The sequence below is a fragment of the Paenibacillus sp. FSL P2-0322 genome (assembly GCF_037975315.1).
GTDB classification, from domain to species: Bacteria; Bacillota; Bacilli; order Paenibacillales; family Paenibacillaceae; genus Paenibacillus; species Paenibacillus polymyxa_B.
In genome coordinates this window covers 5,963,746-5,987,601 of record NZ_CP150243.1, presented here as the reverse complement: position 1 = coordinate 5,987,601, position 23,856 = coordinate 5,963,746, and the positions used below count along the sequence as shown (strand labels likewise).

The 23,856-nt window shown below is 42.0% G+C and carries 20 protein-coding genes; 11 read left to right on the top strand and 9 right to left on the bottom strand.

What is annotated here, in order from left to right; genetic code table 11:
- Positions 1 to 192 precede the first annotated feature (192 nt).
- Together MKY24_RS26515 and MKY24_RS26510 are read left to right on the top strand one after the other, a co-directional pair.
- A complete protein-coding gene (locus tag MKY24_RS26515) occupies positions 193 to 1,488 on the top strand; it encodes an SLC13 family permease (RefSeq protein WP_339201181.1) in 1,296 nt (431 codons plus the stop codon).
- 21 nt (positions 1,489 to 1,509) lie between these two features.
- Positions 1,510 to 2,655: a glycerate kinase gene (locus MKY24_RS26510; protein WP_076295176.1), complete on the top strand. Its 1,146-nt coding sequence runs from the start codon at positions 1,510 to 1,512 to the stop codon at positions 2,653 to 2,655.
- Between the two features lie 138 nt (positions 2,656 to 2,793).
- On the opposite strand, the gene MKY24_RS26505 is transcribed toward MKY24_RS26510, so the two are convergent.
- A complete protein-coding gene (locus MKY24_RS26505; RefSeq protein ID WP_028540929.1) occupies positions 2,794 to 3,834 on the bottom strand; it encodes a sugar diacid recognition domain-containing protein in 1,041 nt (346 codons plus the stop codon).
- A 437-nt stretch (positions 3,835 to 4,271) separates the two neighbouring features.
- Between MKY24_RS26505 and MKY24_RS26500 the strand changes: the two genes are divergently transcribed.
- Positions 4,272 to 5,360: a DUF2920 family protein gene (locus tag MKY24_RS26500; RefSeq protein WP_339201180.1), complete on the top strand. Its 1,089-nt coding sequence runs from the start codon at positions 4,272 to 4,274 to the stop codon at positions 5,358 to 5,360.
- 153 nt (positions 5,361 to 5,513) lie between these two features.
- Here MKY24_RS26500 and MKY24_RS26495 read toward each other — a convergent pair whose 3' ends face one another.
- On the bottom strand, positions 5,514 to 6,644 hold the full coding sequence (locus MKY24_RS26495) for an RDD family protein (RefSeq protein ID WP_339201179.1): 1,131 nt from the start codon (positions 6,642 to 6,644) through the stop codon (positions 5,514 to 5,516).
- Positions 6,645 to 6,755: 111 nt separating this feature from the next.
- On the opposite strand from MKY24_RS26495, the gene MKY24_RS26490 reads away from it, so the two are divergent.
- Entirely contained in the window at positions 6,756 to 6,935 is a 180-nt protein-coding gene (locus tag MKY24_RS26490; protein WP_231517142.1) for a GNAT family protein, read from the top strand.
- Positions 6,936 to 6,984: 49 nt separating this feature from the next.
- On the opposite strand, the gene MKY24_RS26485 is transcribed toward MKY24_RS26490, so the two are convergent.
- From MKY24_RS26485 to MKY24_RS26475, 3 genes are all read right to left on the bottom strand, one after another.
- Positions 6,985 to 7,860 carry a GNAT family N-acetyltransferase gene (locus tag MKY24_RS26485; RefSeq protein ID WP_053326457.1) on the bottom strand — a complete coding sequence of 292 codons (876 nt, stop codon included), beginning with the start codon at positions 7,858 to 7,860 and terminating at the stop codon, positions 6,985 to 6,987.
- Positions 7,861 to 7,949: 89 nt separating this feature from the next.
- Positions 7,950 to 8,420 (bottom strand): MerR family transcriptional regulator, encoded by a 471-nt coding sequence (locus tag MKY24_RS26480; protein WP_023991051.1) that lies wholly within the window; start codon positions 8,418 to 8,420, stop codon positions 7,950 to 7,952.
- On the bottom strand, positions 8,414 to 9,142 hold the full coding sequence (locus MKY24_RS26475; protein WP_339201177.1) for an SDR family oxidoreductase: 729 nt from the start codon (positions 9,140 to 9,142) through the stop codon (positions 8,414 to 8,416). Before MKY24_RS26475 ends, MKY24_RS26480 begins: the two co-directional genes overlap by 7 nt.
- A gap of 150 nt (positions 9,143 to 9,292) precedes the next feature.
- On the opposite strand from MKY24_RS26475, the gene MKY24_RS26470 reads away from it, so the two are divergent.
- The gene (locus MKY24_RS26470; RefSeq protein WP_028540925.1) at positions 9,293 to 11,245 is read left to right on the top strand and encodes a BglG family transcription antiterminator; all 1,953 of its coding nucleotides are present in this window, start codon (positions 9,293 to 9,295) and stop codon (positions 11,243 to 11,245) included.
- Between the two features lie 165 nt (positions 11,246 to 11,410).
- Entirely contained in the window at positions 11,411 to 13,417 is a 2,007-nt protein-coding gene (locus MKY24_RS26465; protein WP_339201175.1) for a PTS fructose transporter subunit IIABC, read from the top strand.
- 47 nt (positions 13,418 to 13,464) lie between these two features.
- Here the strand turns inward: MKY24_RS26465 and MKY24_RS26460 are convergent, their stop codons facing one another.
- Positions 13,465 to 13,632, bottom strand: coding sequence for an EamA family transporter (locus MKY24_RS26460; protein WP_339202417.1), 168 nt, complete (start codon positions 13,630 to 13,632; stop codon positions 13,465 to 13,467).
- An 88-nt stretch (positions 13,633 to 13,720) separates the two neighbouring features.
- On the bottom strand, positions 13,721 to 14,635 hold the full coding sequence (locus MKY24_RS26455) for a phosphatidate cytidylyltransferase (RefSeq protein WP_339201174.1): 915 nt from the start codon (positions 14,633 to 14,635) through the stop codon (positions 13,721 to 13,723).
- A 95-nt stretch (positions 14,636 to 14,730) separates the two neighbouring features.
- Between MKY24_RS26455 and MKY24_RS26450 the strand changes: the two genes are divergently transcribed.
- Positions 14,731 to 15,273 carry a hypothetical protein gene (locus MKY24_RS26450; protein ID WP_023991046.1) on the top strand — a complete coding sequence of 181 codons (543 nt, stop codon included), beginning with the start codon at positions 14,731 to 14,733 and terminating at the stop codon, positions 15,271 to 15,273.
- A gap of 18 nt (positions 15,274 to 15,291) precedes the next feature.
- Here MKY24_RS26450 and MKY24_RS26445 read toward each other — a convergent pair whose 3' ends face one another.
- Positions 15,292 to 16,182: a YegS/Rv2252/BmrU family lipid kinase gene (locus MKY24_RS26445; RefSeq protein WP_075155097.1), complete on the bottom strand. Its 891-nt coding sequence runs from the start codon at positions 16,180 to 16,182 to the stop codon at positions 15,292 to 15,294.
- 138 nt (positions 16,183 to 16,320) lie between these two features.
- Here MKY24_RS26445 and MKY24_RS26440 point away from each other — a divergent pair, with 138 nt between their 5' ends.
- Together MKY24_RS26440 and MKY24_RS26435 are read left to right on the top strand one after the other, a co-directional pair.
- Complete coding sequence (locus MKY24_RS26440; RefSeq protein ID WP_068939221.1) at positions 16,321 to 17,187, top strand: SDR family oxidoreductase; 867 nt, start codon at positions 16,321 to 16,323, stop codon at positions 17,185 to 17,187.
- A 261-nt stretch (positions 17,188 to 17,448) separates the two neighbouring features.
- Positions 17,449 to 17,787, top strand: a complete 339-nt coding sequence (locus tag MKY24_RS26435) for a zinc ribbon domain-containing protein YjdM (protein ID WP_068939219.1) — start codon at positions 17,449 to 17,451, stop codon at positions 17,785 to 17,787.
- 40 nt (positions 17,788 to 17,827) lie between these two features.
- Here the strand turns inward: MKY24_RS26435 and MKY24_RS26430 are convergent, their stop codons facing one another.
- Positions 17,828 to 18,583: an AIM24 family protein gene (locus tag MKY24_RS26430; RefSeq protein WP_028540921.1), complete on the bottom strand. Its 756-nt coding sequence runs from the start codon at positions 18,581 to 18,583 to the stop codon at positions 17,828 to 17,830.
- A gap of 251 nt (positions 18,584 to 18,834) precedes the next feature.
- Between MKY24_RS26430 and MKY24_RS26425 the strand changes: the two genes are divergently transcribed.
- Both MKY24_RS26425 and MKY24_RS26420 read left to right on the top strand, forming a co-directional pair.
- Entirely contained in the window at positions 18,835 to 19,887 is a 1,053-nt protein-coding gene (locus MKY24_RS26425; protein ID WP_339201173.1) for an LLM class flavin-dependent oxidoreductase, read from the top strand.
- Between the two features lie 439 nt (positions 19,888 to 20,326).
- Positions 20,327 to 23,824 (top strand): SIR2 family protein, encoded by a 3,498-nt coding sequence (locus MKY24_RS26420; protein ID WP_339201172.1) that lies wholly within the window; start codon positions 20,327 to 20,329, stop codon positions 23,822 to 23,824.
- Positions 23,825 to 23,856 lie beyond the last annotated feature (32 nt).

Here is a 23,856-nt window from a genome sequence, read left to right as displayed (position 1 = left end):
AAGACATAGATCCTGTTTGGATCTTCTCATATATAATGCTAGACTCAATACTGATTTCATCTATAGGTTCCAATTGAAGTTCGGATTTTTTGTTCAAATGCACAATCAATTTCGTCTGTTCTTCAATATTTTTAACGTGCGGCAATCGATATAATGAAAGCGTAATCAAAAATTACCCGGGGGGTTAGACAGATGGAAGGATTGACGATCAGTTGGATAGGAGCTCTGGCAGGGCTGGCTATTGCAATTATTCTGATATTAAGAAAGCTGAATCCGGTTTACGCTTTATTTTTGGGAGCTATTGTAGGCGCTTTATTGGGCGGAGCCAATTTGGAACAGACGATCAGCGTGTTAATAAGCGGTACGCAAAGTGTGATGGGGACGGTCATTCGTGTGCTTGCCGCAGGTGTATTGGCAGGTGTAATGATGGAATCCGGGGCAGCGGAGACGATTGCGCAGGCTATTGTAAAGAAGTTCGGCGGCAGTAAAGCGATACTCGCACTAGCCTTGGCGACGATGATTATTACGGCGGTAGGTGTATTTATTCCCGTTGCCGTGTTGATTGTGGCACCTATTGCATTGTCGGTCGGTAACAAAATGGGGATTTCCAAGCTGGCGCTCCTGTTGGCTTTGTCTGGAGGCGGAAAAGCGGGGAACATCATCTCTCCCAATCCTAATACGATTGCGGCGGCGCGCGGATTTAATCTGGATTTAAGCCACGTTATGTTGACGGGTGTGGTTCCTGCAATATGTGGTTTAATCATGACTGTTTTGGTGGCATCTATGTTGAAAACCAAAGGTGTGAAGGTGTCTGATCAGGATATCATGGACAGTGACGTCGATACATCGAAATATCCAGCGTTGGGACGGGCGATTGTAGCCCCGCTGGTAGCTGTTATTTTGCTGATGATTAACCCGATTGGTTCTATTTCCGGTATTGAAGTACTTTCGAATTTCAAGGTGGATGCGATGTACATTTTGCCGATTGCTGGGATTGTGGGTATGCTGGCCATGGGACAAGGGCGCAATATCTTGAAGTATTCGGCCTCCGGTTTAAATAAAATGACGGCGACTGTGCTGATTTTGATCGGTGCGGGCGGGATTGCGGGTCTGATCTCTGCCTCCAACTTGTCTGCTCAGGTGGTTGGCCTGATTGAAGCTTCAGGAGTTTCCGGTACATTTTTGGCACCGCTTGCAGGCATTCTGATGGCAGCTGCTACGGCGTCCACCTCGACGGGCGTTATTTTGGCGACAGGCTCGTTTGGGGAAGCCATTCTGAACATGGGAACGGCCCCGCTCGCTGCAGCTGTGATGGTGCATACAGGAGCTACAGTCATTGATTCCTTGCCGCAGGGCAACTATTTCCACGTCACGGCAGACAGCATGAAAATGAGCATTAAACAACGGATGGGCTTGATTCCTTACGAAGCTATTGTGGGTGGAACGATGGCAATTGTAGCGACAATCATGTATGGATTTTTACTTTAATATTCACGATGGGGTGAGAAGATGAGAGAGAAAACATTTGTGCTGGCACCAGATTCTTTTAAAGAAAGCATGACGGCTAAAGAAGTGTGTATCGCGATGGAGAAAGGACTGCGCAAGGTCTATCCGGCGGCGAATTATGTCCACGTACCGATGGCGGACGGCGGTGAAGGAACGGTGCAGTCACTGGTGGATGCGACAGGCGGACAGATTCGTTATATCGAGGTGACAGGACCGCTTGGAGAACCTGTAACTGCTGCATACGGCCTGCTGGGAGACGGCACCACAGCGGCAATCGAGATGGCATCCGCCAGTGGAATCCATTTGGTGAACAAGGATAACAAAAACCCGTTAAAGACAACAACCTACGGAACAGGGGAGTTAATCCGTGAATGTCTGAACCAGGGAATTCGAAAAATTATCATCGGCATTGGTGGAAGCGCGACGAATGATGGCGGTACAGGAATGGCGGAAGCGCTGGGCGCCAGATTTCTGGATACAAAAGGCAATACTCTTCCGCGCGGCGGCGGTAGTCTGGGCGAGCTGGCCAGTGTTGATATTTCATCACTGGATGACCGCTTGCAGCAGGTACAGTTAATTGTAGCCTGTGATGTGACAAATCCGCTGTGCGGAGAGCATGGGGCATCTCAAGTATTTGGGCCACAAAAAGGGGCAACTCCGGAAATGGTGCAGCAATTGGATGCCAATCTTGCTCATTACGCCGATGTGGTGAAGCAGCAGCTGGGCAAGGATGTGCGCGATCTCCCAGGCGCAGGCGCAGCAGGTGGATTGGGTGCGGGCTTATTAATTTTCACTCAGGCGGCGCTGCAAAAAGGCATTGAAATTGTGATTGAATACACCGGTTTAAAACAAAAGCTCGCCACTGCCGATATCGTTTTGACGGGGGAAGGCGGTATTGATTTTCAGACCAAATTCGGTAAAACTCCTTATGGAGTAGCCCAGGCGGCAAAACAGTCTGGTAAAAAGGTCATTGCGGTCGCAGGTTATATCGGGGAAGGGATCGACACGTTGTACAAGGAAGGAATAGATGCGGTGTTCGGCATCGTACCGGGAGCCTCGGAGCTCGGTAAGCTGCTGGCCGAAGGGCCGCAAAACGTAGAGCGTACGTGCGAGAATATCGCAAGAGTACTTCAATTGAGCGAGAAATGAACAGATGGAGAAGCGGGTTTTAAACATAAAACGGCATCATACAAATACGATATAATACGAGCGCTCGCCTGAGAAATTTGGGAGACGGCGAGCGAAAATATGGTGTTACTGGCGCATGGTCTGGCGTGATACAGCAGTTCATTGATACAGTGCCAATAAGCCGTGCGTAAGCTCAAAAAGCTGAAGGAGATTCCGGGGATCTTTACCGGTTAAGGTATGAATGCGCTTCAGGCGGTATTGCAGCGTATTTCGGTGAATATTTAATTCATCTGCGGTAAAGGAGACACTGCCGTTATGGTTAATAAAGCTTCGCAGCGTATCCAGCAAATCCACGGTATCTTCCAGCTTGCTAACCAGATAGATCGTATTCGTCAGGTTCGTTTGACTCAATTTGACCAGAAATTCGACTTCCGCAAAAGAAATTTTTTGCACAGGCGGGCGCAAAGCCAGTAAAACATTCATAGCTGACTTGGCCTGCATATAAACATCCGCAATGTTGATCTCTTGTCTGCTGACCGTAACCAGCACATCGGGATGGCTGCGCACAAGTGGCTCTAGCAGTTTGTCTGTCGGCTCCTGATTTTGTATTAGGATGAGATAGCAGTCTTCCTCCATACGAAAGGATGGATGCTGCATAAATATATTGGACAACTCGGCTAAATGAGCTGGATCAGTAGGCAGGTACTTTACATATACAGCCGAAGTTTTTAGAAGCAAATCAATGTGATATTGGGCTGCTTCTTTTTTTATTTTTTGCGTGTAGGCTCCCTGATGATTTAACAGCATTTCCAGCACAGATTTTTTGCGGTTGGCTTCGTGGGCCAGATGCTCCAAGGAGATCCGCTGTTCAATCAGGAGAGACACCGTAGTTTTAACAATATTGCAAAAAGGACGCACTTCATCGGGATTGCCTGAAATACCAATGACACCAACTAACTCATGATGAATGACAATCGGTTCATTGGTTCCCTTTTTCTCATAGTGGCCGTCCTGCCACACTTCAACCATTTTCCCAGTTTCGAGCGCCTGAACAGCTCCTTGGTGAATGGTTCCGATTCGTTCACTCTCGCCGCTGCCAATGATGATGCCTCGTTCATTCATAATATTGATATTGTATGGAATATCCTTCATCATTTTGTCTACGATGTCTTGGGCTTGTTTTTCGGAGAGCTGAAACAAAATCCGGATTCCTCCTTTATCTATAGTGATATAGCGTATTTTAATGTATCACCTTAATGAAAGGGTTTTCAATTTATTGTGCATCTGAACAATATGATAAGGCAGGTTGTCGAACATGTCAGTCAATTTTATCATAGGTGTGAAATTGCAGCGTATTATGATAATCCATTAGACGATGGTTATATATTCTAGTATTGAGTTGTAAACTACGGAGGGGAGTGTAGTTGTACCGAGAAAGTAGAATGTGACCCACAAAAAGGACATTTTGAAAAAAAGATGACCCTCCTGTGGGTCTTTTGTGTTTTAATCAGAATATTAGAAGAATACGATATGGGGATTTAATCAGAAAATCTTGTCTTGATATGCTGATGTACCTATTGATCGAAATTATTTTTATGAAATGGGACTTTAATATTTAAATGGGGGAATAAATGAGTATGTCTGAACAACATAGTATTAATATTCCAGCACATCATAATATATATACAGGTAAGTCTAATCGAGAACTACGAATTGACTTTTCTATCCCACAAAATGGAGTTAATGAAAACACAGGATTGATTATTTTCGTCCCTGGGTTCGGCGGTAATATTGATTCTAAAGTTTACATAAAAATGAGGGAACTATTTGCTGACAAATACAATATGGTAACGATTCAGTGTAATTATTTTGGTAGTTCATATATGCAATCATCAGCTAATCATTTCAAGTTTAAAGATCCTCAAATTTTACAAACTATTCTTACGGTAGATGAATTGGAGAGAATAAATAGAGACTCTTCTATTTTACTAAATATATTGTCTGAAAAAAACATCCTGATCCCTGTGATTGCTAATATAGATGAAAGTATAGAAGAGTTTAATGATATGAGTTATATGCAGGCAATAGATATTATCAGCGCTGTAGAGTCGGTTAAAATCATACTGAGTGGAAATGATTTAGTATTTAATTCTAATAGAATTATTGGATACGGACACTCACATGGAGCGTATCTATTACACTTAAGCAATAGGTTAGCACCTACTTTATTTTCATATTTAATAGATAACTCAGCCTGGATAGAACCGGTATATTTATCCAGCAGTAGATTTCTATATCAGAGTATAGGAAATTCAATGCTTGCATTTGAATTTGACTATTTTGCGAAGAAAATAGTGAAAAATAGGCAGGATTTAAACTTAGAGACATTGTATAAAGATTTTCTTGGAAATACACAGGTTTTATCTTTCCAAGGAGATGAGGATAATTTAGTTAACCATGTAGAAAAAAAACGTATTGTTGAGACTATCAATAACTCAGATTTTATACTTGTTAAAAAGGAAGATGTAGATCATATAAAATATAAATCGAATAGTCATGGTTTAGATGCAGATTTTTTAGAGCTTTTTTCCTATGCATTAGAATTAGAACGCCCAACAAAAGAAATTTTAAAAAAAGATTCAAAATATATAGTCGATTTTGAAAGTGTATCTATAGAAGTTGATTATACGCAGGGATTACCAATATTTAATTTTAATTTTAAGTAAAACGGTAACCTCATTCAGTACTTATCCCACCTGCTCAGTTCCCCATGTGATTTTTAAAGTTTAGTTTATATATCAGGTAACAAGTGTCAAAAACAGGGCTCTAAGGAGCACCTGCTTTTTGTGTCTTATCCTTTTTATTGCCAGCCACGCTGTCTAATGACGAACCTCGCGGAAGCTATAGGTAATGTCGTGCAGTTCTTTCTTTAAACGGCCGTCTTTAGACGCTGGTGCATATCCAAGCACTTGGTAGTACTTCTTTTCGGTCTCAATAATCGCTACATGGGTAACATATTTGTCCACATCTTTTTTACCTTTAATCACGAACTCAAGGGCAGGATATCCTTGAATGGTTGTGTTAGAGACAGGTCCTACACTGGACAGGTTCCACTCTTTGATTAAGTTATTTTCAGCTTTCTTACCATACTGTTGAAGAGTTATATTGCCCAATTGCTTTTTCGAGTGGGATAGTACCACAACGGACTTTTGGATGTACGGATTGAATATCGCAATCTCTGCTTTTCCTTCACGGTCCGGGTCTGTTGACCAGTCCAGCGGGGCCGTGATTTGAAATCGTCCATCTTTACTTACATAGCTTTGCTCTTTCTTGCTCACTGGAGCTTCAGGAGGTACGTAACTGTCTGCAAGTATAAAAATAGCATTTACAAACGAGGCTCCCAAGATCACCATTGCAGTAAAAAATATAAAGAGCGAACGTTTCATTGTCTTTTTGTTAATCGGCTCTAAATCCCGTACCTTTACAACATATGTACCTGCAGCTAAATCACCAATTCGTTGTCTTGATGCAGTTACTAACACACTGATACCAGCAGGTATCCCACCCATTAGCAACGGATTGGTGTCTATGAGTCTGAGCAGCGTACGAATGAGTGATTTAAGAAAACCAGGAGGCTTTCCTTCCCCGTTAACCACCTTAATACGAAAAACGAACTTACCCAGCGTATAGCCTGTGTAACCTTCCAAAAGCAAATAATAGCTGAAGAAAGCAATAAGCAGAATACAACGGGTTGCAATCGCTAAAGGCAAAAACCATCTGTCCGTTATTTGAATGACAGAAATAAAAAAACAAATATACCCGATTACAAAAAATATGCAATCAAAAACTGTTGCTCCCCACCGTCTAAACAGAGTAGAATTCCCGTATGTTTTTGATAACGCCGCCATCCTGTTTGGATCTACCCCATAATTTTGACCATGCTGAATGTACGTCTGTCTTGAAGTTTCCTGCGGATTGTGTGATATGTGCTGTTCGTCCAAAAAATACACCTCTTCTTAATAATTGAAAACACACTCCTTATATTAACGGTCATTTTACAATCCATGTTTAGGAAAACATTCTATAAACAAAGAAATTATTATAAATATCCCTTCCTCTCATTGAACCGCATTCAGGCGCTAGTAGAGCCAGAGAATGCACAATCCTTGCGGTTGCTTGAAAAAGCAGGCTTTCGGCAAGAAGGGCTCCTCTCCCAATATGAATTTACGTTAGGGAAATATGATGATCTTTACATGTGCGCATTGGTCAAATCAGAGTATATCAATCGTTCTCAGAAATGATAGATGTAGGTGAATCAAGCAGGGGGAGCATAGATAGGAAGAAGGTTGATCATTGTACAACATGATCGACCTTCAGCGGCATACCCATTTCATATTGCTCAATGGGGTCTTTCGAGAGACCTATTTTTTGGATAAAGCCTTCAAGAGAGTCATTGTCAGACAGACAGATGTACACCTTCTCAATCTTTTGGATCTCTGCTGCTCTATGAAGGAGGGCGCATCCTAATCCTTGGTTGCGATGCTTAGGATCGACCCAAAGAAAGTTGATTTTACCCTTAGCACTCATGCTCACCATGCCGAGGCACGTTTGATTTACTTCGTAGATGCCGAGAAAAGCTTCCTGTGTACTAGTGGCGTAATAAGGTGTGTCACTTTGCCAATGGATGTGGCAGTCGATAAGGGTCTTTCGAAAAGCTGCGATGTCATCAAATGTAACTTCCTTAAGAATATACGAAGATGAGAGGGCAGCGGGTGGGGTGGAGGGCAGAGTGCCGTTGTAGTATTTCAGCGTATAGCGTGGCTGATAGCCTTGCTTTTCATATAATTTGACGGCCCGATGATTATCCTTGATGACTTCGAGCCATAGCTGCTGGCAACCCGCGGAGATGGCTGTTTGTTTATGTAATTCCAGCAACTTGTTGCTAATCCCCTGACCACGGTAAGCCGGGGCGATGCATAGCGTGCCGCAACGCATGGTCTTGTACCCGTCGAACTGCCGGACACCGCCAAGAATTAAGCCGATCGGTTGATCCTCATCCATGGCAAGGAAAGAGTGATTCCGTGTATTACCCTCTGGACCAAAAAAACGTGCTGCGAAATCGTCCTGATCCGTGGTCAGACGAATGGAATAATCCGAGAACCCAAGCGAAAATGCTTGGAAAATGTGTTCCATACTGACGTCATTGCATCTCACATAGGTGATCACCGTTATTCCCCCTAGAAATTCATACTATATTTGGATTATAGGGAATTAAGGGAGCTCCATCAATCTCCCGCTGAAAATAAAAAAACCCCTTAAAAAAGGGGATTGGTGCTGGGTGTTGTAGGGTTGCAATTCGTGTCGCTAAGATCAGGATTGGTAGAGAGGTCACGATAATGGTTGAGCTTATATTCAATAATTTTTTGGGTTTCCATCAGTCTGGAAATTTCTTGTTGAATCTTCTGATTATGTTTCTCAAGTAAGGAGTGTCTGATCGGAATGGTGCTGTTGCCTTGCATCGAAAGTTCTCGATAATGCTTCATTTCCTCTATAGTCATTCCAGTAGCTTTTAATCGGGTTAAAAAGATAATCCCCAGAATCTGATCTCTACTGTAGAACCTGTGTCCGTTAGCCTTTCGTTCTGCATAAGGCAGCAAGCCAATTCGCTCATAATAGCGTATAGTATCTTCTGTTAAACCTGTTAGTTCTGCAGCTTGACTAATAGAGGTTATGGTCTCCGGAATTTCCTGCAAAGTATCCCACTCCTTAATTGTAACGATTACCAAGGCACTTCTCCATTCGAGTCGAAAAACCCTCCTGACGGCCCGTCATTATTTAAAGTGGCTAAACGAACAACGACAGCAGCAGCTTGTTGTACCGAACCCAGTCCTGTAAAGCCATTTAAGTCAGTGGCGGTAAAGCCAGGGTCAGCCGAATTAATTTTGAGAGGTGAGTCTTTGAATTCTTTGGCAAGGGTGACGGTGAACATATTAACCGCTGCCTTGCTGCTATTGTAGGCAAGCAAATTAAATTGTGCATGCTCATGCTCAGGATCGCCATTATAGGTTAACGAACCAAGGCCACTCGACAAGTTAACGATTCTACCACAAGGAGATTCTTGCAATAAAGGTAGCATGGCTTGCGTCACGGCGACCAAACCGAAAAAGTTCGTTTCATACGTTTCTCTTAAATCGTTCAAAGAGAACTGACTTGGAGGAGTGGCTCCTCCTAAAGATATGCCGGCATTGTTGATTAGTACATCAAGGGAACCGAATTCTTGTTTGATCTGTTGGACTGCGGAATCAATCGTACTTTGATTCGTCACGTCTAACAAAATCAATCGGGCTTCTACTCCCTCATTAGCCAACTTAGCCACCGCTTCCCGGCCGCTCTGCTCATTCCGTGAGCCAATCAGGATTGTAATACCCATCCCCCCCAATTGTCTGGCTGTTTCATACCCGATGCCTTTGTTGGCCCCAGTAATAAGAGCTGTTTTCCCAATAGTCATGAGCGATTCCTCTTTTCATTATTCTTGAATTTGGCGGCCACCATGCTTTAAATGTACTACTTGGAGTATACTTAAAGTCAACACAAAACCAGCAAAAATATAGCTCGAAATGCCCTGGACATTCTTTATTTTGGAAGATGGGAGAATGGAATGAATAAAAGGCAAATGGAAATTTTACGCATGTTGTTAACTGAACCGGACCGGTTGTGGTTAGCGCAGGATCTGGCGGATCTGACCGACTGCTCTGAAAAGACGATCCGCAACGATCTGAAAGTAATTGAAGATTATATCGTCAAGCATTCTGATGCCAATCTAGTGAGAAGGCCGGGACGCGGCATTTATCTGGAGATGGGTGAAGCGGATCAGAATGAATTGTTCCATCGACTGTATGCGGACGAGAGTACAGCCCAACATGAGTCGGATGAGGAAAGGGTGCTGCATCTCGCCTATCGGCTCTTGATGAATGCCAAGCCTGTGACCATCCAGGATCTAGCTTCACAGTATTATGTGAACAAGACGGTGATTCGTAGAGATATGGAGAAGATCGATGGCTGGCTGCACAGCTTTGATCTGGCCTTGATTACCAAGCAGCGCGTTGGATTGACCATTCAAGGCTCTGAGAAAAATAAGCGCATCGCTTTGGCGCGGATGAACCAGCTGATTGACAGTCCTGAGTTAACAGGACAGATGATGCGCAAACAGTTTGAATCGCACGAGATTACAACCATAAATCATGAATTAAAAGCATTTCAAAAACGCCATGAGCTCAGCTTTACTGACGAAGCTTTCGAAGCTCTAATGCTGCATATTCTCTTAATGGTCAAACGAACTAAGATGGGACAACCCATTTCGCTCTCCAAGCAGGACATTGCCTTTTTGCAGGAGAGACGCGAATTTACATGGGCTACGTCTTTTTTGCAGCAGTTGCAAAAGTTGTTTGCCGTGCCTTTTTCCAAGGAAGAGACGGCGTATTTAACTCTGCACCTGCTTAGTGGGAAGTTCCGTTACCAGCAGGAGGGAAGAACAGGAAAACAAGGTGAGCTGGCAGATAGTCACCCGCTTTTGCCTGAGTTGATTGAGCAGTTAGTTCGGCGGATGTCCGAGCTGAATATGATTGCCTTTTCCAAGGACAAGATGTTACTGAAAGGGTTGAATGTCCATTTATATACGACCCTGAACCGTCTTCAATATGGGTTGACCGTGTCCAATCCTATGCTGGCCGAGATCAAGAAGATGTACCCCTACATGTTCGACCGAGTTATTATTACACTGGAAGAGGTGGGGAAATGGATCCGGCTATCCTTCCCCGAGGAGGAAGCGGCGTATTTAACGCTGCATTTTCAGGCTTCTGTGGAGCGATTGCACCAGAAAGAGAGTCATCCCCAGAGAGCCATCATCGTGTGTCACATGGGCATCGGTATGTCCCAACTGCTACGCACCAAGGTGGAACGTAAATTTCCGGCTGTACATGTGGAGACAACCCTTTCCAAAGCAGAAGTCCAGGACTATCTGGCAGCCCAGGAGGTGGATCTCGTCATTACCACTGTAGATCTCCCAGAGATGAACATTCCGCACATTCTCGTCTCTCCCTTGCTGGATGTCAAGGACGAACGTCGACTGGAGCAAGTGATCCGACGACTGGATGAGCCGGAACATAGGGCAGCAGAAGAATCGGTATTTTTTAAATATACAACACCTTTTTTGGTCTTTCCCCAGCAGGAAGTGCAGCATCCGGAACAATTGATCTCCAAGCTGGCGCAAATACTGGAGGACAAAGGATATGTGGAGCCTGGTTATGTGGACAGCGTACTGGCGCGAGAAAAAATGTCGGCCACGACGATTGGGGGAGGCATAGCCATCCCGCATGGCGGTTCTGAGTGGATAAGGCAGTCCTCCATTGTAATCGCTACCTTGAAGCAGCCGCTTACCTGGGGAACCGAGAAAGTAGAGCTTGTGTTCTTGCTTGCGGTCAAACAGGATGGGCGGGAAGAAATGCGCCAGTTATTTAAGGAATTGTCCCTGATCAGTGAGCAGCCTGCTTTGGTTCATGCCTTATCTAAGGAGACCGATGCGATGAGATTATTAGGGAGAATGAAGGGATAAACTAAAAAAGCTGTGCTCTGGAACAGGACTTATAGATAAGTCCTGTTTTTTGCCGGTATAATTCCGTTTTTCCGAAAGTTCCGGTAAAAAGTTCGTCCGATAACAGCAAGATAGGCGTTTATACTATCAATGTAAGCGGAAACAACAGAGAGAAGGGGAATGACTATGAAGATATTGGCGATTACCTCATGTCCTAACGGAATTGCACATACGTATATGGCAGCTGAGAATCTGCAAAAGGCAGCAGCAAAGCTGGGCATTGAGATGAAGGTCGAGACACAAGGATCCATTGGAGTCGAAAATCAACTGACCGAGCAGGAGATCCGTGAGGCAGATGGCATTATTATTGCAGCGGATAAAACGGTAGTTAAAGACCGCTTCGTCGGCAAAAAACTGCTGGTCGTTGGCGTACAGGATGGCATTCGCCGTCCAGAAGAATTGATCCAGCGGGTGATGAAGGGTAATGTACCTGTGTACCAAGCAGAGTCACGTTCTGCCGAAGGTAGCTCACAGGAGAACAAACCGAAACAAAATCCCATCTACCGCCACTTGATGAACGGTGTATCCTATATGGTACCCTTCATCGTCATTGGGGGATTGCTCATTGCCATTGCGTTGACGATTGGCGGTGAGAAGACACCAGGCGGTCTGGTTATACCGGACGGTTCATTCTGGAAGACGGTTCAGGATATCGGCTCAGCTTCGTTTACCTTTATGATACCGATCCTTGCCGGATTTATCGCGATGAGTATTGCGGATAGACCGGGGCTTGCACCAGGTATGATTGGCGGATTCATTGCTGCGAACGGCAGCTTTTATGGAAGTGAAGCGGGGGCTGGATTTATCGGCGGGATTATCGCCGGTTTCCTGGCGGGTTATGTTGCACTTGGGATTCGGAAAATTAAAGTTGGCCGAGCATTACAGCCGATCATGCCTATTATAATTATCCCTGTATTGGCATCTTTAATTGTAGGATTAATCTTTGTCTTTGTAATCGGTGCTCCAGTCGCACAATTGTTTGAAGCTTTAACAGGTTGGCTTGCAGGTATGCAAGGTACAAGTTCAATTCTATTGGCATTGATTCTAGGTGCGATGATCTCCTTCGATATGGGTGGACCTGTGAACAAAGTCGCTTTCTTATTCGGTTCGGCTATGATCGGCGAAGGGAATTATGAAATTATGGGCCCGATCGCCGTTGCGATTTGTATCCCGCCAATTGGGATGGGACTTGCAGCGATGATCAACAAACGTAAATTTGCACCTGAAGAACGCGAGGCTGGGAAGGCAACATTCACGATGGGTTTGTTCGGTATTACCGAAGGTGCGATTCCATTCGCGGCGCAAGATCCACTGCGTGTTATTCCCAGTATCATGGTAGGGTCCATGGTCGGCTCTGTCATCGCCATGTTGGGAAATGTAGGTGATAAGGTAGCTCACGGTGGACCGATTGTAGCTGTACTTGGTGCAGTGGACCATGTGCTTATGTTCTTCATCGCCGTTATTGTCGGCGTAGCCGTATCGGTTGTCCTGGTAAGCTTGCTGAAAAAGGATATTGCAGCAACTGTAACTTCGGATGCTGCTGGGGAAGCGATGCCTGGACATTCCACCGCAGGGGCTGGACAATCTGCGATTACTACAAAGGCCGCTGCGGAGTCATCTGCATCAACAACTGTCACAAATAACGGGCCGGCCGTGTCTTCGCAAACCATTCACATTGAGAAACTGACGGATATTGTAACAATGGATCTGATTAATTTGGATCTGGAAGGAACGACACGAGATGCTGTGGTTGATGAAATGATCAGAGCACTTGAGAGAACTGGAGCCGTAAGCTCTGCCAGTGATTTCAAACAGGCGATATTAGCCAGAGAGGAAGAAGGCTCCACAGGCATTGGAATGAATATTGCCATTCCTCATGGCAAATCGGAAGCTGTCCTGAAACCAAGCGTGGTCTTCGGCATCAAGCAGGGCGGTGTTGACTGGAATAGTGCAGACGGAAGTGAAGCAAAACTGATCTTCATGATTGCCGTACCGCGCAACAGCAAGGAAAATGCGCATCTGAAAGTACTGCAGATGTTATCGCGTAAGCTGATGGATGATCATTTCAGAGAAGCGCTCCTGGCGGTTAAAACGAAGGAAGAAGCATATCAATTGCTGGATAAGGTGCATTAATTCCAAGCGATAAGAACTTGAATCAAAGAAAAGAGGCTCCCGAAGTTTTAGCCGGGAGTCTCTTTTCTTTGAAAAAGTCTTTGCGTGAATAAGCGGCGTTCACCGCGTGATATGAGCATGATGCCGAGAAACACAAAGCCTGCACCAGCTAGATGAGCAAATGAGAAGGAATCACGGAGGATGATATAGGACAGCAACAGTGTACTGACGGGAATACAACCCCGTGAGGATAGGCTGCCCTTTTCATAACAAGATATCGTGTTCCATGATCACTATTCATACGAGGTTTGAGCCATGTAATCGCTACATAAAGTCAAAAAAATAACGGATCACGTGAAAAAAGACGGGCGAGGTGTAGGTCAAGCTATCCACCCGACTTAAATAGCTTTTTTTCAAAGCATCGAACTTTTCATCATCGCCGATTAATAAATCCCGCTTCAGCACGGAAACCGTTAAGCTACCGAAGAAACCGCTCAAGCTGATCAGCATGCCGAAAATAATTCCAAATTTCAGGTCAAACGGCGTCAGATAGGGATAGATAAGATAGGAAGCCGCTATGGTTACGGGAAAAGCGAATGCAAAGCCTTCCCAAGTTATATTGGGATTGGATGTCGGGACGATTTTCCGCTTTCCGAAATAGAGTGATGCTAGATAGTGTACGACATCATTGAGCTGCGTCAGTACCACTAGAAAAAGTACAAGTTTTGCTCCGTATTGCGGCGTAGCAAACTGAAAATAGGCCAGATGACTCAACCCGAAAACCATCAGCATGAGCCCCCATTGGGTCGAACTGACACTGCGCAAAAAACCAACCGTTCCTTTGTTGATCAATCGCGGGAGCGGTAGCAGTAAGAATACATAGATAGGGATAAAGACAATAAACATTCCGTACCACCCGATATAAATCCAATAAAATTGTACGGGAATCGCTAAGTACGCCCATAGAAACAATCTGCGATCAGCTTTTCTGGATCTAATCATGGAAAAGTATTCTTTTAGCGCAAAAAAGGTGAGTGCCATCAAGGAAAGCAGTGAAACGATCGGATTGAAAAGAGTTGCCAAGCAAAAGATAAAGAACATACCCCACCATGTCTTGATGCGAAGCCCAATAGCTGCATAGTCTTTGTCTGGCTGTGTTTTGACTACCACTATATAAATCAGATGGATGACCAATAAGGCTGCGAAAATAAGGATTAACGTTAATAGCGAACTGTCCATTACCACTCACCAACTTATCGCGAAATAGGATTCCATTAAGGCTCCTATGTTATTATGAAGGAATAATTCAAACTTGATAAGGGGAAATTTCGTAAATGGTAGCAGATCAATCCGTCTTTATCTTGCTTACGAATACGGGAACGTTTCTTACGAGAGTCATTAAAAGCTATACGAGAGCGCCATACAATCACGCCTCCATTTCCTTCAACCGGGAACTTTCGGAGTTATACAGCTTCGGGAGAAAGACCCCTAATAACCCTCTGGATGGTGGTTTCGTGAAAGAGGATATTAAGACAGGTACATACAGCAGATTTCCGAATACAACATGTGTTATCTACGAGCTTCAAGTAACCGACCGTGAAGTTGAAAAAATGAAGCGAGTTTTACATGTATTTATCCGAAGTCGTCAAAAATATATGTATAACTTACTGGGTTTGATTGGTATTGCACTCAAAGAACCAGTCGAGTTCAGTAATTCTTATTTTTGTTCGCAATTCGTTGCGGAAATTTTACAGCGATCCGGCATAAAAATATGGAACAAGTTGCCCGCTCTTGTTACGCCAGACGATTTTCGTCAAAGTGATCGATTCCATTTGATCTACGAGGGGAAATTGAGCGAGTATGATCCTCAAGCTTGAGGATCAGCACCGCATTACTTAAACCTCTTCCGGCACAATTACCTCAATATGACGCGGTAAAATACCAAGCTCGATAGGCAAAGACGGCCCTTCCTCACCATCTACATTCGTACTGACCGGTTCTGCAGAGCTGACACTTACATGCTTTGCGGTAAAGTAAACGATATCACTATGATCCTTCAGGTTGCCTAAAAATAAGGATATGCTGGCCGTCACGGTGTTCAATATATTGAGGTTTTTGAAAATAAAGCAGTGAAGCAGACCATCGTCAACAGCCGCATCGGGCGCCAGTTTCTCGAATCCGCCAACTGAATTGGTCAAAGTAGCCAAAAAGAGTGGGGATTTTCCTTCCCAGATATTGTCATCGTAGCGGACGATAAGTGAGTGGGCAGGATGGCTGATAAGCTCTTTCATGCCTTCTTTGAAGTAGGCAAACGTGCCAAACATGGATTTATCGTCTGATGATACAGCTGATAGCGATTCAGCAAGCGAACCTGTGGCAACAACATTGGCAAACATTCGGCCGTTTAAGAGACCCATATCTACGTTTTTCACGCGGGTAGAAGTCAGTGTACGGATCGCCAGCTCGGGACTTAGCGGAATTTGCAAGGCACGGGCAAAATCATTGACTGTCCCCAGGGGAATGACACCCAGTCTTGGACGATGGTCTTGATCAATGAAACCGTTGATTGTTTCGTGAAGTGTGCCATCCCCGCCGATGGAAACGACTAGGTCACAAGCTTCCTCACACGCATTGACGCAAAAACGAGTGGCGTCCAGTTCCTTTGCCGTCTCTTTAACCGTAACAACGTATCCTTGATCACGTAGAATTTCTTCTACGCTTCTGACATGTTGGAGGGATTCCTCTTTGCCGGAAGAGGGATTTACAATAATCATAGCTTTCTTCATATACATGTTCCTTTCTATGGGGAAAGTCTGGGTTACCAACTCTTACCCGAAAAGCAGACCTTTAGACTCTAGATTAGACATGTGTTATATTTTTAGTTACTATATAAAAGTGAATACAATTTGAATGGAGGATTTCATATGAAAATTGCATTAACAGGAGCAACGGGGCAACTGGGTTCCATCGTGGTAGATACGTTGCTTACATCTGTCTCCGCAAACGATCTTATTGTTAGCGTAAGAAATCCAGAAAAAGCAGAGAACTTACGGTCTCGTGGTGTTGACGTTCGTCATGGCGATTTTGATAAACCGGAGACGCTGGATCAGGCGTTTGCTGGAGTAGATCGACTGCTGATTATATCCGCAGACGGGGATAATGATACTAGAATCCGTCAGCATAAAGCAGCTGTTGATGCTGCTGTACGTGCTGGAGTAGGCTTCATCGCCTATACTAGCGCTGCCAATGCAGCTGACAGCACTCTATTCCTTGCGCCCGTACATCGCATCACGGAGGAGTTCATTCGTGAGTCAGGCATTCCTTACTCCTTCCTGCGTAATAATTGGTATCTGGAGAATGAGTCAGGCACGATCCAATCCGTACTCGCGGGAGCTCCTTGGCTAACCTCGGCAGGGTCCGGTAAAGTAGGTTGGGCTACCCGCGCAGATTATGCGCAAGCAGCTGCAACCGTTTTGTCTGGCGAAGGGCATGAGAATACAATATATGAGCTCTCCGGTAAGCCGATTACCCAAGAAGAGTTTGCAGCGGTACTTGCTGAGGTTCTGGGCAAAGACGTACCTGTACAGCAGGTGGATGATGCTACGTATGCCGAGGTTATGCTTGGTGCGGGAGTCCCGGAAGGTGCCATCCCTATTGTGGTCGGTATTCAACAAGCGATTCGTGAAGGAGCCTTGGATGTCGTAAGCAACGATTTCGAGAAGCTGTTGAAACGCCCCCTTACACCGCTTAGTCAAGGAATTAGTGAACTGATCAAGCAAACCCAAGCATAATAAACGTGCCGTAAAAAAGGATGCTGCCTAGGAAGACAGCGTCCTTTTTAGTTACATGTTTACCTCTCGGCATTTTCAGTAGACAGAACGCTTACATATAAGGTACAACAATACTCAGATTAGTTTCATCAATGAGTGGAATCGTGACGGATTATCCAATATACTTGTAGGGAACTCCAAGGAAGACTTGGAGCAAGCTTGGTCTATCAAGGAAGCTTAGCATAGCAATAGAATTTGAAAATGAATGGAGTACATAATACCATGTCTAATTTACCAAATTGTCCTGAATGTAATTCAGAGTACACTTATGAGGATCGCAGTCTTTTCATTTGCCCGGAATGCGCTCATGAGTGGTCTGCCGAGTCAGAAGCAAGCAGTGAAGACGTAAAGGTTGTTAAAGATGCGAATGGTAACATCCTGCAGGATGGTGACTCTGTAACTGTCATTAAAGACCTTAAAGTGAAGGGAAGCTCATCCGTCTTGAAAATCGGCACCAAAGTAAAAAACATCCGTCTGGTGGATGGCGATCACGATATTGACTGCAAAATTGATGGTTTTGGAGCAATGAAGCTAAAATCGGAGTTTGTAAAAAAGAATTAAAATGTAAGAAAGGAGAAGCCGAGGGCTTCTCCTTTTTTATTTACAATGGTGCTAACCATACGGTTCCCGTTCCCCTGTACACATTTACCAGCCCTTCGCCGGAAGCAGCCGAGCCCATTTTGGTTTTCCCGGATTTTTCGACGGTGAACTGTAAGGTATTGGACCACATGAGGGCAAAGTTACCATCCACCTTCAGCACATCATTTTGCAATTCTATAACGACCGCTTCCTCAGAAGGGATTGGAGCTTGAAGTGCCAGAACTCCTTTTCCGCGGGCGCTTAAATTAAATAACCCTTCTCCACCCAGTGCAGCAGAGGAAAGATTACTACGTGCAACGACGGAAATGTCCAGCGTCGTGTCACAAGCCAAAAACAAGCCGTCTTCGATGGCAATATCATCATTGTCGACATCAATAAGCCAAATATATTGGTAAGTAGGCTCCAGCATAATCGTACCCGTGCCTCTATAGTGTGGTTTAATGGCACCTGTTCCCGTTACAGCACCGGACACCAAGTTTCGCATTAAGCCTCCAACGCCTTTTACACCAGTAGTCATTTCCATGCTACCCACAGTATATTGCATGGCTCCCGCCTTCATCATAATCTCACTATTGTTGATTTCGATCATGAGCTGTTTGCGGCGCATATTACTTTTGCTCATATAGTAATTGTCTTTCGCAGCCATAACCGAGGTAGAACTCAAATCTGTTATGTATTCTAGTACCGTAAATCCACCTAATTGGTCAGTCATGGCAACATTGCTGTTATCCTTTAAATTGTTAATGACAAAAGCCATAAATGTATGTGCCTCCTTGTTGTATTCATGTTGTGGGGATGGGAATCTTCTTTATTCCATAAAATATTCGACAAAGAGACTTCTTTTCCTGCGGCGAATCTGGACACTTCCCTTGGCTGGTTTTCAGACTCAAAAAAGGAGAGCTTGAAAAAGATGTGAAAAAGGTTCAATATAAAGATATCGGTTTTTAAAATGATTGGCTTCGAAAGCAGTCGTATGAGAATAGGGCATGAAAATAGGGGGTAGAACAAGTGGAGATAGGTATAAGCACGTTTGTAGAAACAACGCCGGATACCCAAACGGGTGAGGTTATCAGTCACGCACAACGTATACGTGAAGTGGTCGAGGAGATTGTGCTTGCAGATCAGGTAGGGCTGGATGTGTACGGCGTGGGGGAGCATCATCGTAAAGATTATGCGGCATCTGCTCCGGCTGTTATCCTCGCTGCTGCAGCAGCACAGACCCAACGAATTCGGTTAACCAGTGCAGTTACGGTGCTTTCATCGGATGATCCCGTACGTGTGTTTCAAGATTTTGCTACACTGGACGGTATTTCGAATGGACGAGCTGAGATTATGGCAGGCCGAGGTTCTTTTATCGAATCGTTTCCGTTATTTGGGTATGATTTGGATAACTACGATGAATTATTCGATGAAAAGCTGGAGCTGTTATTGAAAATCCGAGAATCCGAGAAAGTCACCTGGAAAGGCGGACATCGGCCGGCAATCAACAATTTGGGTGTGTATCCGCGTCCAGTTCAAAATCCTTTGCCCGTATGGATTGGGAGTGGGGGCAATCAGGAATCTGTGGTTCGTGCAGGCTTGCTCGGGTTGCCGCTGGTTCTGGCGATTATTGGGGGTAGTCCTGTACAGTTTGCCCCGTTGGTGGAACTGTATAAAAAAGCCGCTAGGCATGCCGGTCATGATGCATCGCTGCTTCCGGTTGCATCACACTCGCATGGTTTTATCGCAGAGACTACTGAGCTGGCAGCGGATAAGTTCTTCCCTTCCACTCAGCAGAGCATGAATGTGCTTGGGCGTGAACGTGGTTGGGGCCCTTACACTCGTTCCAGCTTCGATGCCGCACGCAGCTTTGAAGGAGCGTTGTATGTAGGCGATCCCGATACGGTTGCCAAGAAAATCATTCATCTGCGTAAACAGTTAGGCATTACACGTTTTCTGTTGCACGTACCCGTCGGTACGATGCCGCATGATGATGTCATGAGAGCTATTGAGCTATTGGGAACAGAGGTAGCACCACGGGTTCGTGAAGAGATATCTAAGTGGGAATCCGAGAGTAAATAAGCGGGTTACGTCATATAAATAAGAGTGAAAGGAGCAGACTATTAGCGATAAGGTCGGGCTCCTTATTTTCTTAGCATTTGGTGCAATATTCTGAACTTGATAAAGTGTAAAGACATTTAAAATGTTTTTGGAATGTAAATGAGTCAAACTAAAGAACTGTTTTTCTATAAATAAGTATAGCAGTAACATATCGTTTCATTAATTTCAACCATAAAAATACAAATATAGTGGAATCATCGTTAAACATCAAATATACTTATAAAAGGGTTCTGGAGGTCTTGAAAGTAAATAGAAGATTATATTTTTCTAGAATATAGTATTTATGAAGTATAAGAGGGCACCTTCGTTCTGGTTTAATTATGTTTTACTAATTAAAAGATGTATCACAACAGTATGCATGATTTATTACTGAAAAAAATTTTTTCTAGAAGGAGAAGTTATGAACTCACAAATTATAGATGCAATAAATAAAAATAAACTTATTTTATTTGTTGGAGCAGGTTTATCTGCACCATTAGGTTTTCCAAATTGGAATGGCCTGGTTACTAAAATATTAAACTCTCTTTCAGTGGATGATGATAAATACCAAATTCTAATCAAAGGATTGGAATCTGGTATGTTTGATACATTGGAGATTTTAGATAAAATTAAAGACAAAACGAAGGAAGTCTATGAAGTGTTAGATAGAGAAATTGATAAGCCTATCGGAGAACTAAATCTTGAATTACATAAAAAAATGGGGAAAATATCATCAAAGATTATTACAACAAATTATGACAAGATTATTGAGACAGCTACAAATTTTAAAAAAGTTGTTTTTGATAATACCTTTCACATATCTAATTTATTAGAGAAGGAAAACTTCTTGTTGAAACTCCATGGCTGTATAGAAAATCCCGGCAAGTGCATCTTATTTAGGGATGATTATGAAGAACTATATACAGATACTCCAGCAATTGAGAAATTAAAAAGTTTAATTTCTGAGCATACGATCCTTTTTATTGGTTTTAGTTTATCTGACGAATATGTAAGAAAACAGTTTGATTATATAAATAAAATTTATAATGGCTTTACCAGGAGGCATTTTTTTCTTACTACGGATGATTTGGCTGGAAAAGTAAATGATGTGGTGCCTATTAAATTAAATGATTGGGACGAACTCGATTCTTTTTTTGATAAATTAATAGAAATTAAGGATAACCAACAGCGAACAAGTTCTGTATTAGAACTAGTAAAAGAGGAGATAGAAACTACAACTAAAACAGAAACATCGATAGCAATCCTAATTAGTACCCCAATTGATAGAGAAATCCTTTATACATTTGAAGAGATTATAAAGAAATTTATTAAATACAAAGTTATAATCGATTGCTTTCACTTTTCAATTGATACACTTCGAAATTTAGACGGATATGATTATATTATTTTGTTTTCTCAGATTGTAAGAAATAAATTGGTGATTGAAGATAAATATTTAAAAAGTAAGCTTGTCACATTTCAAGAAATAGAAGAGAACTTAATTACTGATCATTTAAAAGGTGTTTTAATATTTATTGATAAAGAGTCTGCTTTAAATGTACATGACATTAAAATTCCGATACTTGTTAATTGGAGTGGAGATTTGAGCGGATTTATATTTAAATTTTTCCAAAAAAGAGCGTTTGAATTAATAGATAAATCATTGATTGTAAATAAGAAATACTTCTCGATAAATTCTTTTAACAAAGGAAATCCACAAATCTCAATGCCGAGTGATCGTTGCAAGGTAAAACTATCTGGTAGCATTGATAGTAAAAATCTAATTAATTTTGTAGGTAGAAAAACAGATTTAGAAGATATAATTAGAAAGTTAATTGATATAAATAACAAAATTTTAACAATTAAGGGTTCTGGTGGGATTGGAAAAACCGCTACTATAAAAAAAGTGGCAATTGACCTTTTTGAAAGAGGACATTATATTGACGGTATTTTTTTTATAGACTGTGAATTTATAAATAATTATCAGTCCTTTGAATACAAAATATCTCAGTGCTTTGAGATTGATAGCTCAATTAATCTTAAAGATCATATTTCACAGAATAACATAAGAATAGATGGATTAATAATTTTAGATAATTTTGAACCACTTTTGTACATTGAAGATATAGAAGCAATTAAGATTTTATTAACTTTTATTTGTGAGTATTCAGATGTGGTGATTACATCGAGAGAATGGATAGATTTGGAATTCGAAGAAAGACACGAACTCAGAGCTTTTACGAATGAGGAGGCGCTACAGCTATTTTACAAGTATCACAAATCAAGTATTAATAATGACGATATTAAAGTACTAAAAGAGGATATACTCGGAAAGCTATTAAACAACAATCCTTTAGCAATTAAAATTATCACTAAAGTTATCCCAAAGTCAAAAAACATGCAACTATTAAAAAATGAACTTGAGACCGACTTTTTTAGTATCACAGAGTCAGGATACGATGATATTTTTGATGATATGGCTGATGCAAACATAGAACGTTCAAAGTCACTTTATCAATCTATAGCATATTCTTACAAAAGGCTTTTACCAAATGAGAAACTTCTATTTGAGACATTGTCTTTGTTTCCTGATGGAATTCACATGAGTAATGTGAAAAAATTCTTTTCACAAGGGTATTACAAAAAAGATGCTAGAAGAATAACAGATAGGGAAATAAATGCTCTTGAGAACAAGTCATTAATTGAAATAAATAAAGGATTTATTAAACTACAATCAATAATTGGTAGGTTTGCTGAACATCAATTCCTTAAAAGAACAAGCGCTGAAAAGGTTGAATTTTATGAGAGGGCTTTTAATTTTATTAATTTCGTAGTGGATAAAATTTTTTCATTTTCAGACAATTCCCTTGGATCACGAGTTTTTGATCAGAACATTCAAAATTGTTCCAAATGTATTAGTTACCTTAACTTATATGATGGGGATGAATTAGAGAAGTTAGTGTTCATATTTAGAGTATTTTATTGGGCCAGACACATTAATCGAACTAACTACTTCGATATAAGAATTCCACAATTGAAAAGGTATTTTGAAAATATTGAAAAAGCAGATATTTTACTAGATTCTATATTAATAACCTCAAATTATTACGAAGGGGATTTTGAAGAAGCGTATATTCAGCTCCAAAAATTAATACCAATAGATAGCATGCACTTGTTAGACGCTAATGATCCAGTTCAATATTATATCTTGGTTAATGTGATTAATGTGTATAAATACAGAAACGTTCAAGAGATAAGGAAGCTTGTTATTAATAAGCAGAATGATTTCCACAATCATTTGTTTCTTAATGAGTTATTATTTCATACAGGTGAATATGAGAAATATTTAAAATTAAATAAACTAGGGAACGACTTGCCGTTCTTTACGTTTGAAGTTCAGTACAATACCAATTCATTAGATAAAGAGTTGTTAGATGAATATATTGAATCTTTGTATAAAAAGCAATATACAGAGCTGATGCAGACGAATTATATAAAAGCTAAGCAAGGCAGGATAGAAAAAAAGATAGTTAATAAATTAGTAGTAACTAACTCCTATACTTCAGGATTAAAGTTATTAATGCTTGCTTTTATCGAAGATGATACTGAGAAAGCACGAAATTATTATGAATCTGCAATAGATGATCTACAACCAATTAGATATTATTATACCGAAGCAGTCTATTATTATGCTAAATATTTGCTTGATCACAACCTTGATGGGGGAAATGAATGGATAGAGAAAGGGCTACTTCTAGCTCGTGAAAATTACTATAGAGTGCTAATTCATAAATTTGATTGTTTAATAACTGGTTCGAATGAACCTTACAAAGAATCGATATATGAAATTCCAAGCGATTTAACGCTTGATGGAATAATTGCTGAATATTACCCAAAAAACCAGAATATATGCAATTGAAAATGTATGTTAGCTGATGTTTTGTTTCTACA

Coding starts and splice junctions, on each gene's coding strand:
- MKY24_RS26515 (WP_339201181.1), top strand. CDS start 193: ATGGAAGGATTGACGATCAGTTGGATAGGAGCTCTGGCAGGGCTGGCT.
- MKY24_RS26510 (WP_076295176.1), top strand. CDS start 1,510: ATGAGAGAGAAAACATTTGTGCTGGCACCAGATTCTTTTAAAGAAAGC.
- MKY24_RS26500 (WP_339201180.1), top strand. CDS start 4,272: ATGTCTGAACAACATAGTATTAATATTCCAGCACATCATAATATATAT.
- MKY24_RS26475 (WP_339201177.1), bottom strand. CDS start 9,142: ATGACTATTGGGAAAACAGCTCTTATTACTGGGGCCAACAAAGGCATC.
- MKY24_RS26470 (WP_028540925.1), top strand. CDS start 9,293: ATGAATAAAAGGCAAATGGAAATTTTACGCATGTTGTTAACTGAACCG.
- MKY24_RS26465 (WP_339201175.1), top strand. CDS start 11,411: ATGAAGATATTGGCGATTACCTCATGTCCTAACGGAATTGCACATACG.
- MKY24_RS26455 (WP_339201174.1), bottom strand. CDS start 14,635: ATGGACAGTTCGCTATTAACGTTAATCCTTATTTTCGCAGCCTTATTG.
- MKY24_RS26450 (WP_023991046.1), top strand. CDS start 14,731: ATGGTAGCAGATCAATCCGTCTTTATCTTGCTTACGAATACGGGAACG.
- MKY24_RS26445 (WP_075155097.1), bottom strand. CDS start 16,182: ATGAAGAAAGCTATGATTATTGTAAATCCCTCTTCCGGCAAAGAGGAA.
- MKY24_RS26440 (WP_068939221.1), top strand. CDS start 16,321: ATGAAAATTGCATTAACAGGAGCAACGGGGCAACTGGGTTCCATCGTG.
- MKY24_RS26435 (WP_068939219.1), top strand. CDS start 17,449: ATGTCTAATTTACCAAATTGTCCTGAATGTAATTCAGAGTACACTTAT.
- MKY24_RS26430 (WP_028540921.1), bottom strand. CDS start 18,583: ATGGCTTTTGTCATTAACAATTTAAAGGATAACAGCAATGTTGCCATG.
- MKY24_RS26420 (WP_339201172.1), top strand. CDS start 20,327: ATGAACTCACAAATTATAGATGCAATAAATAAAAATAAACTTATTTTA.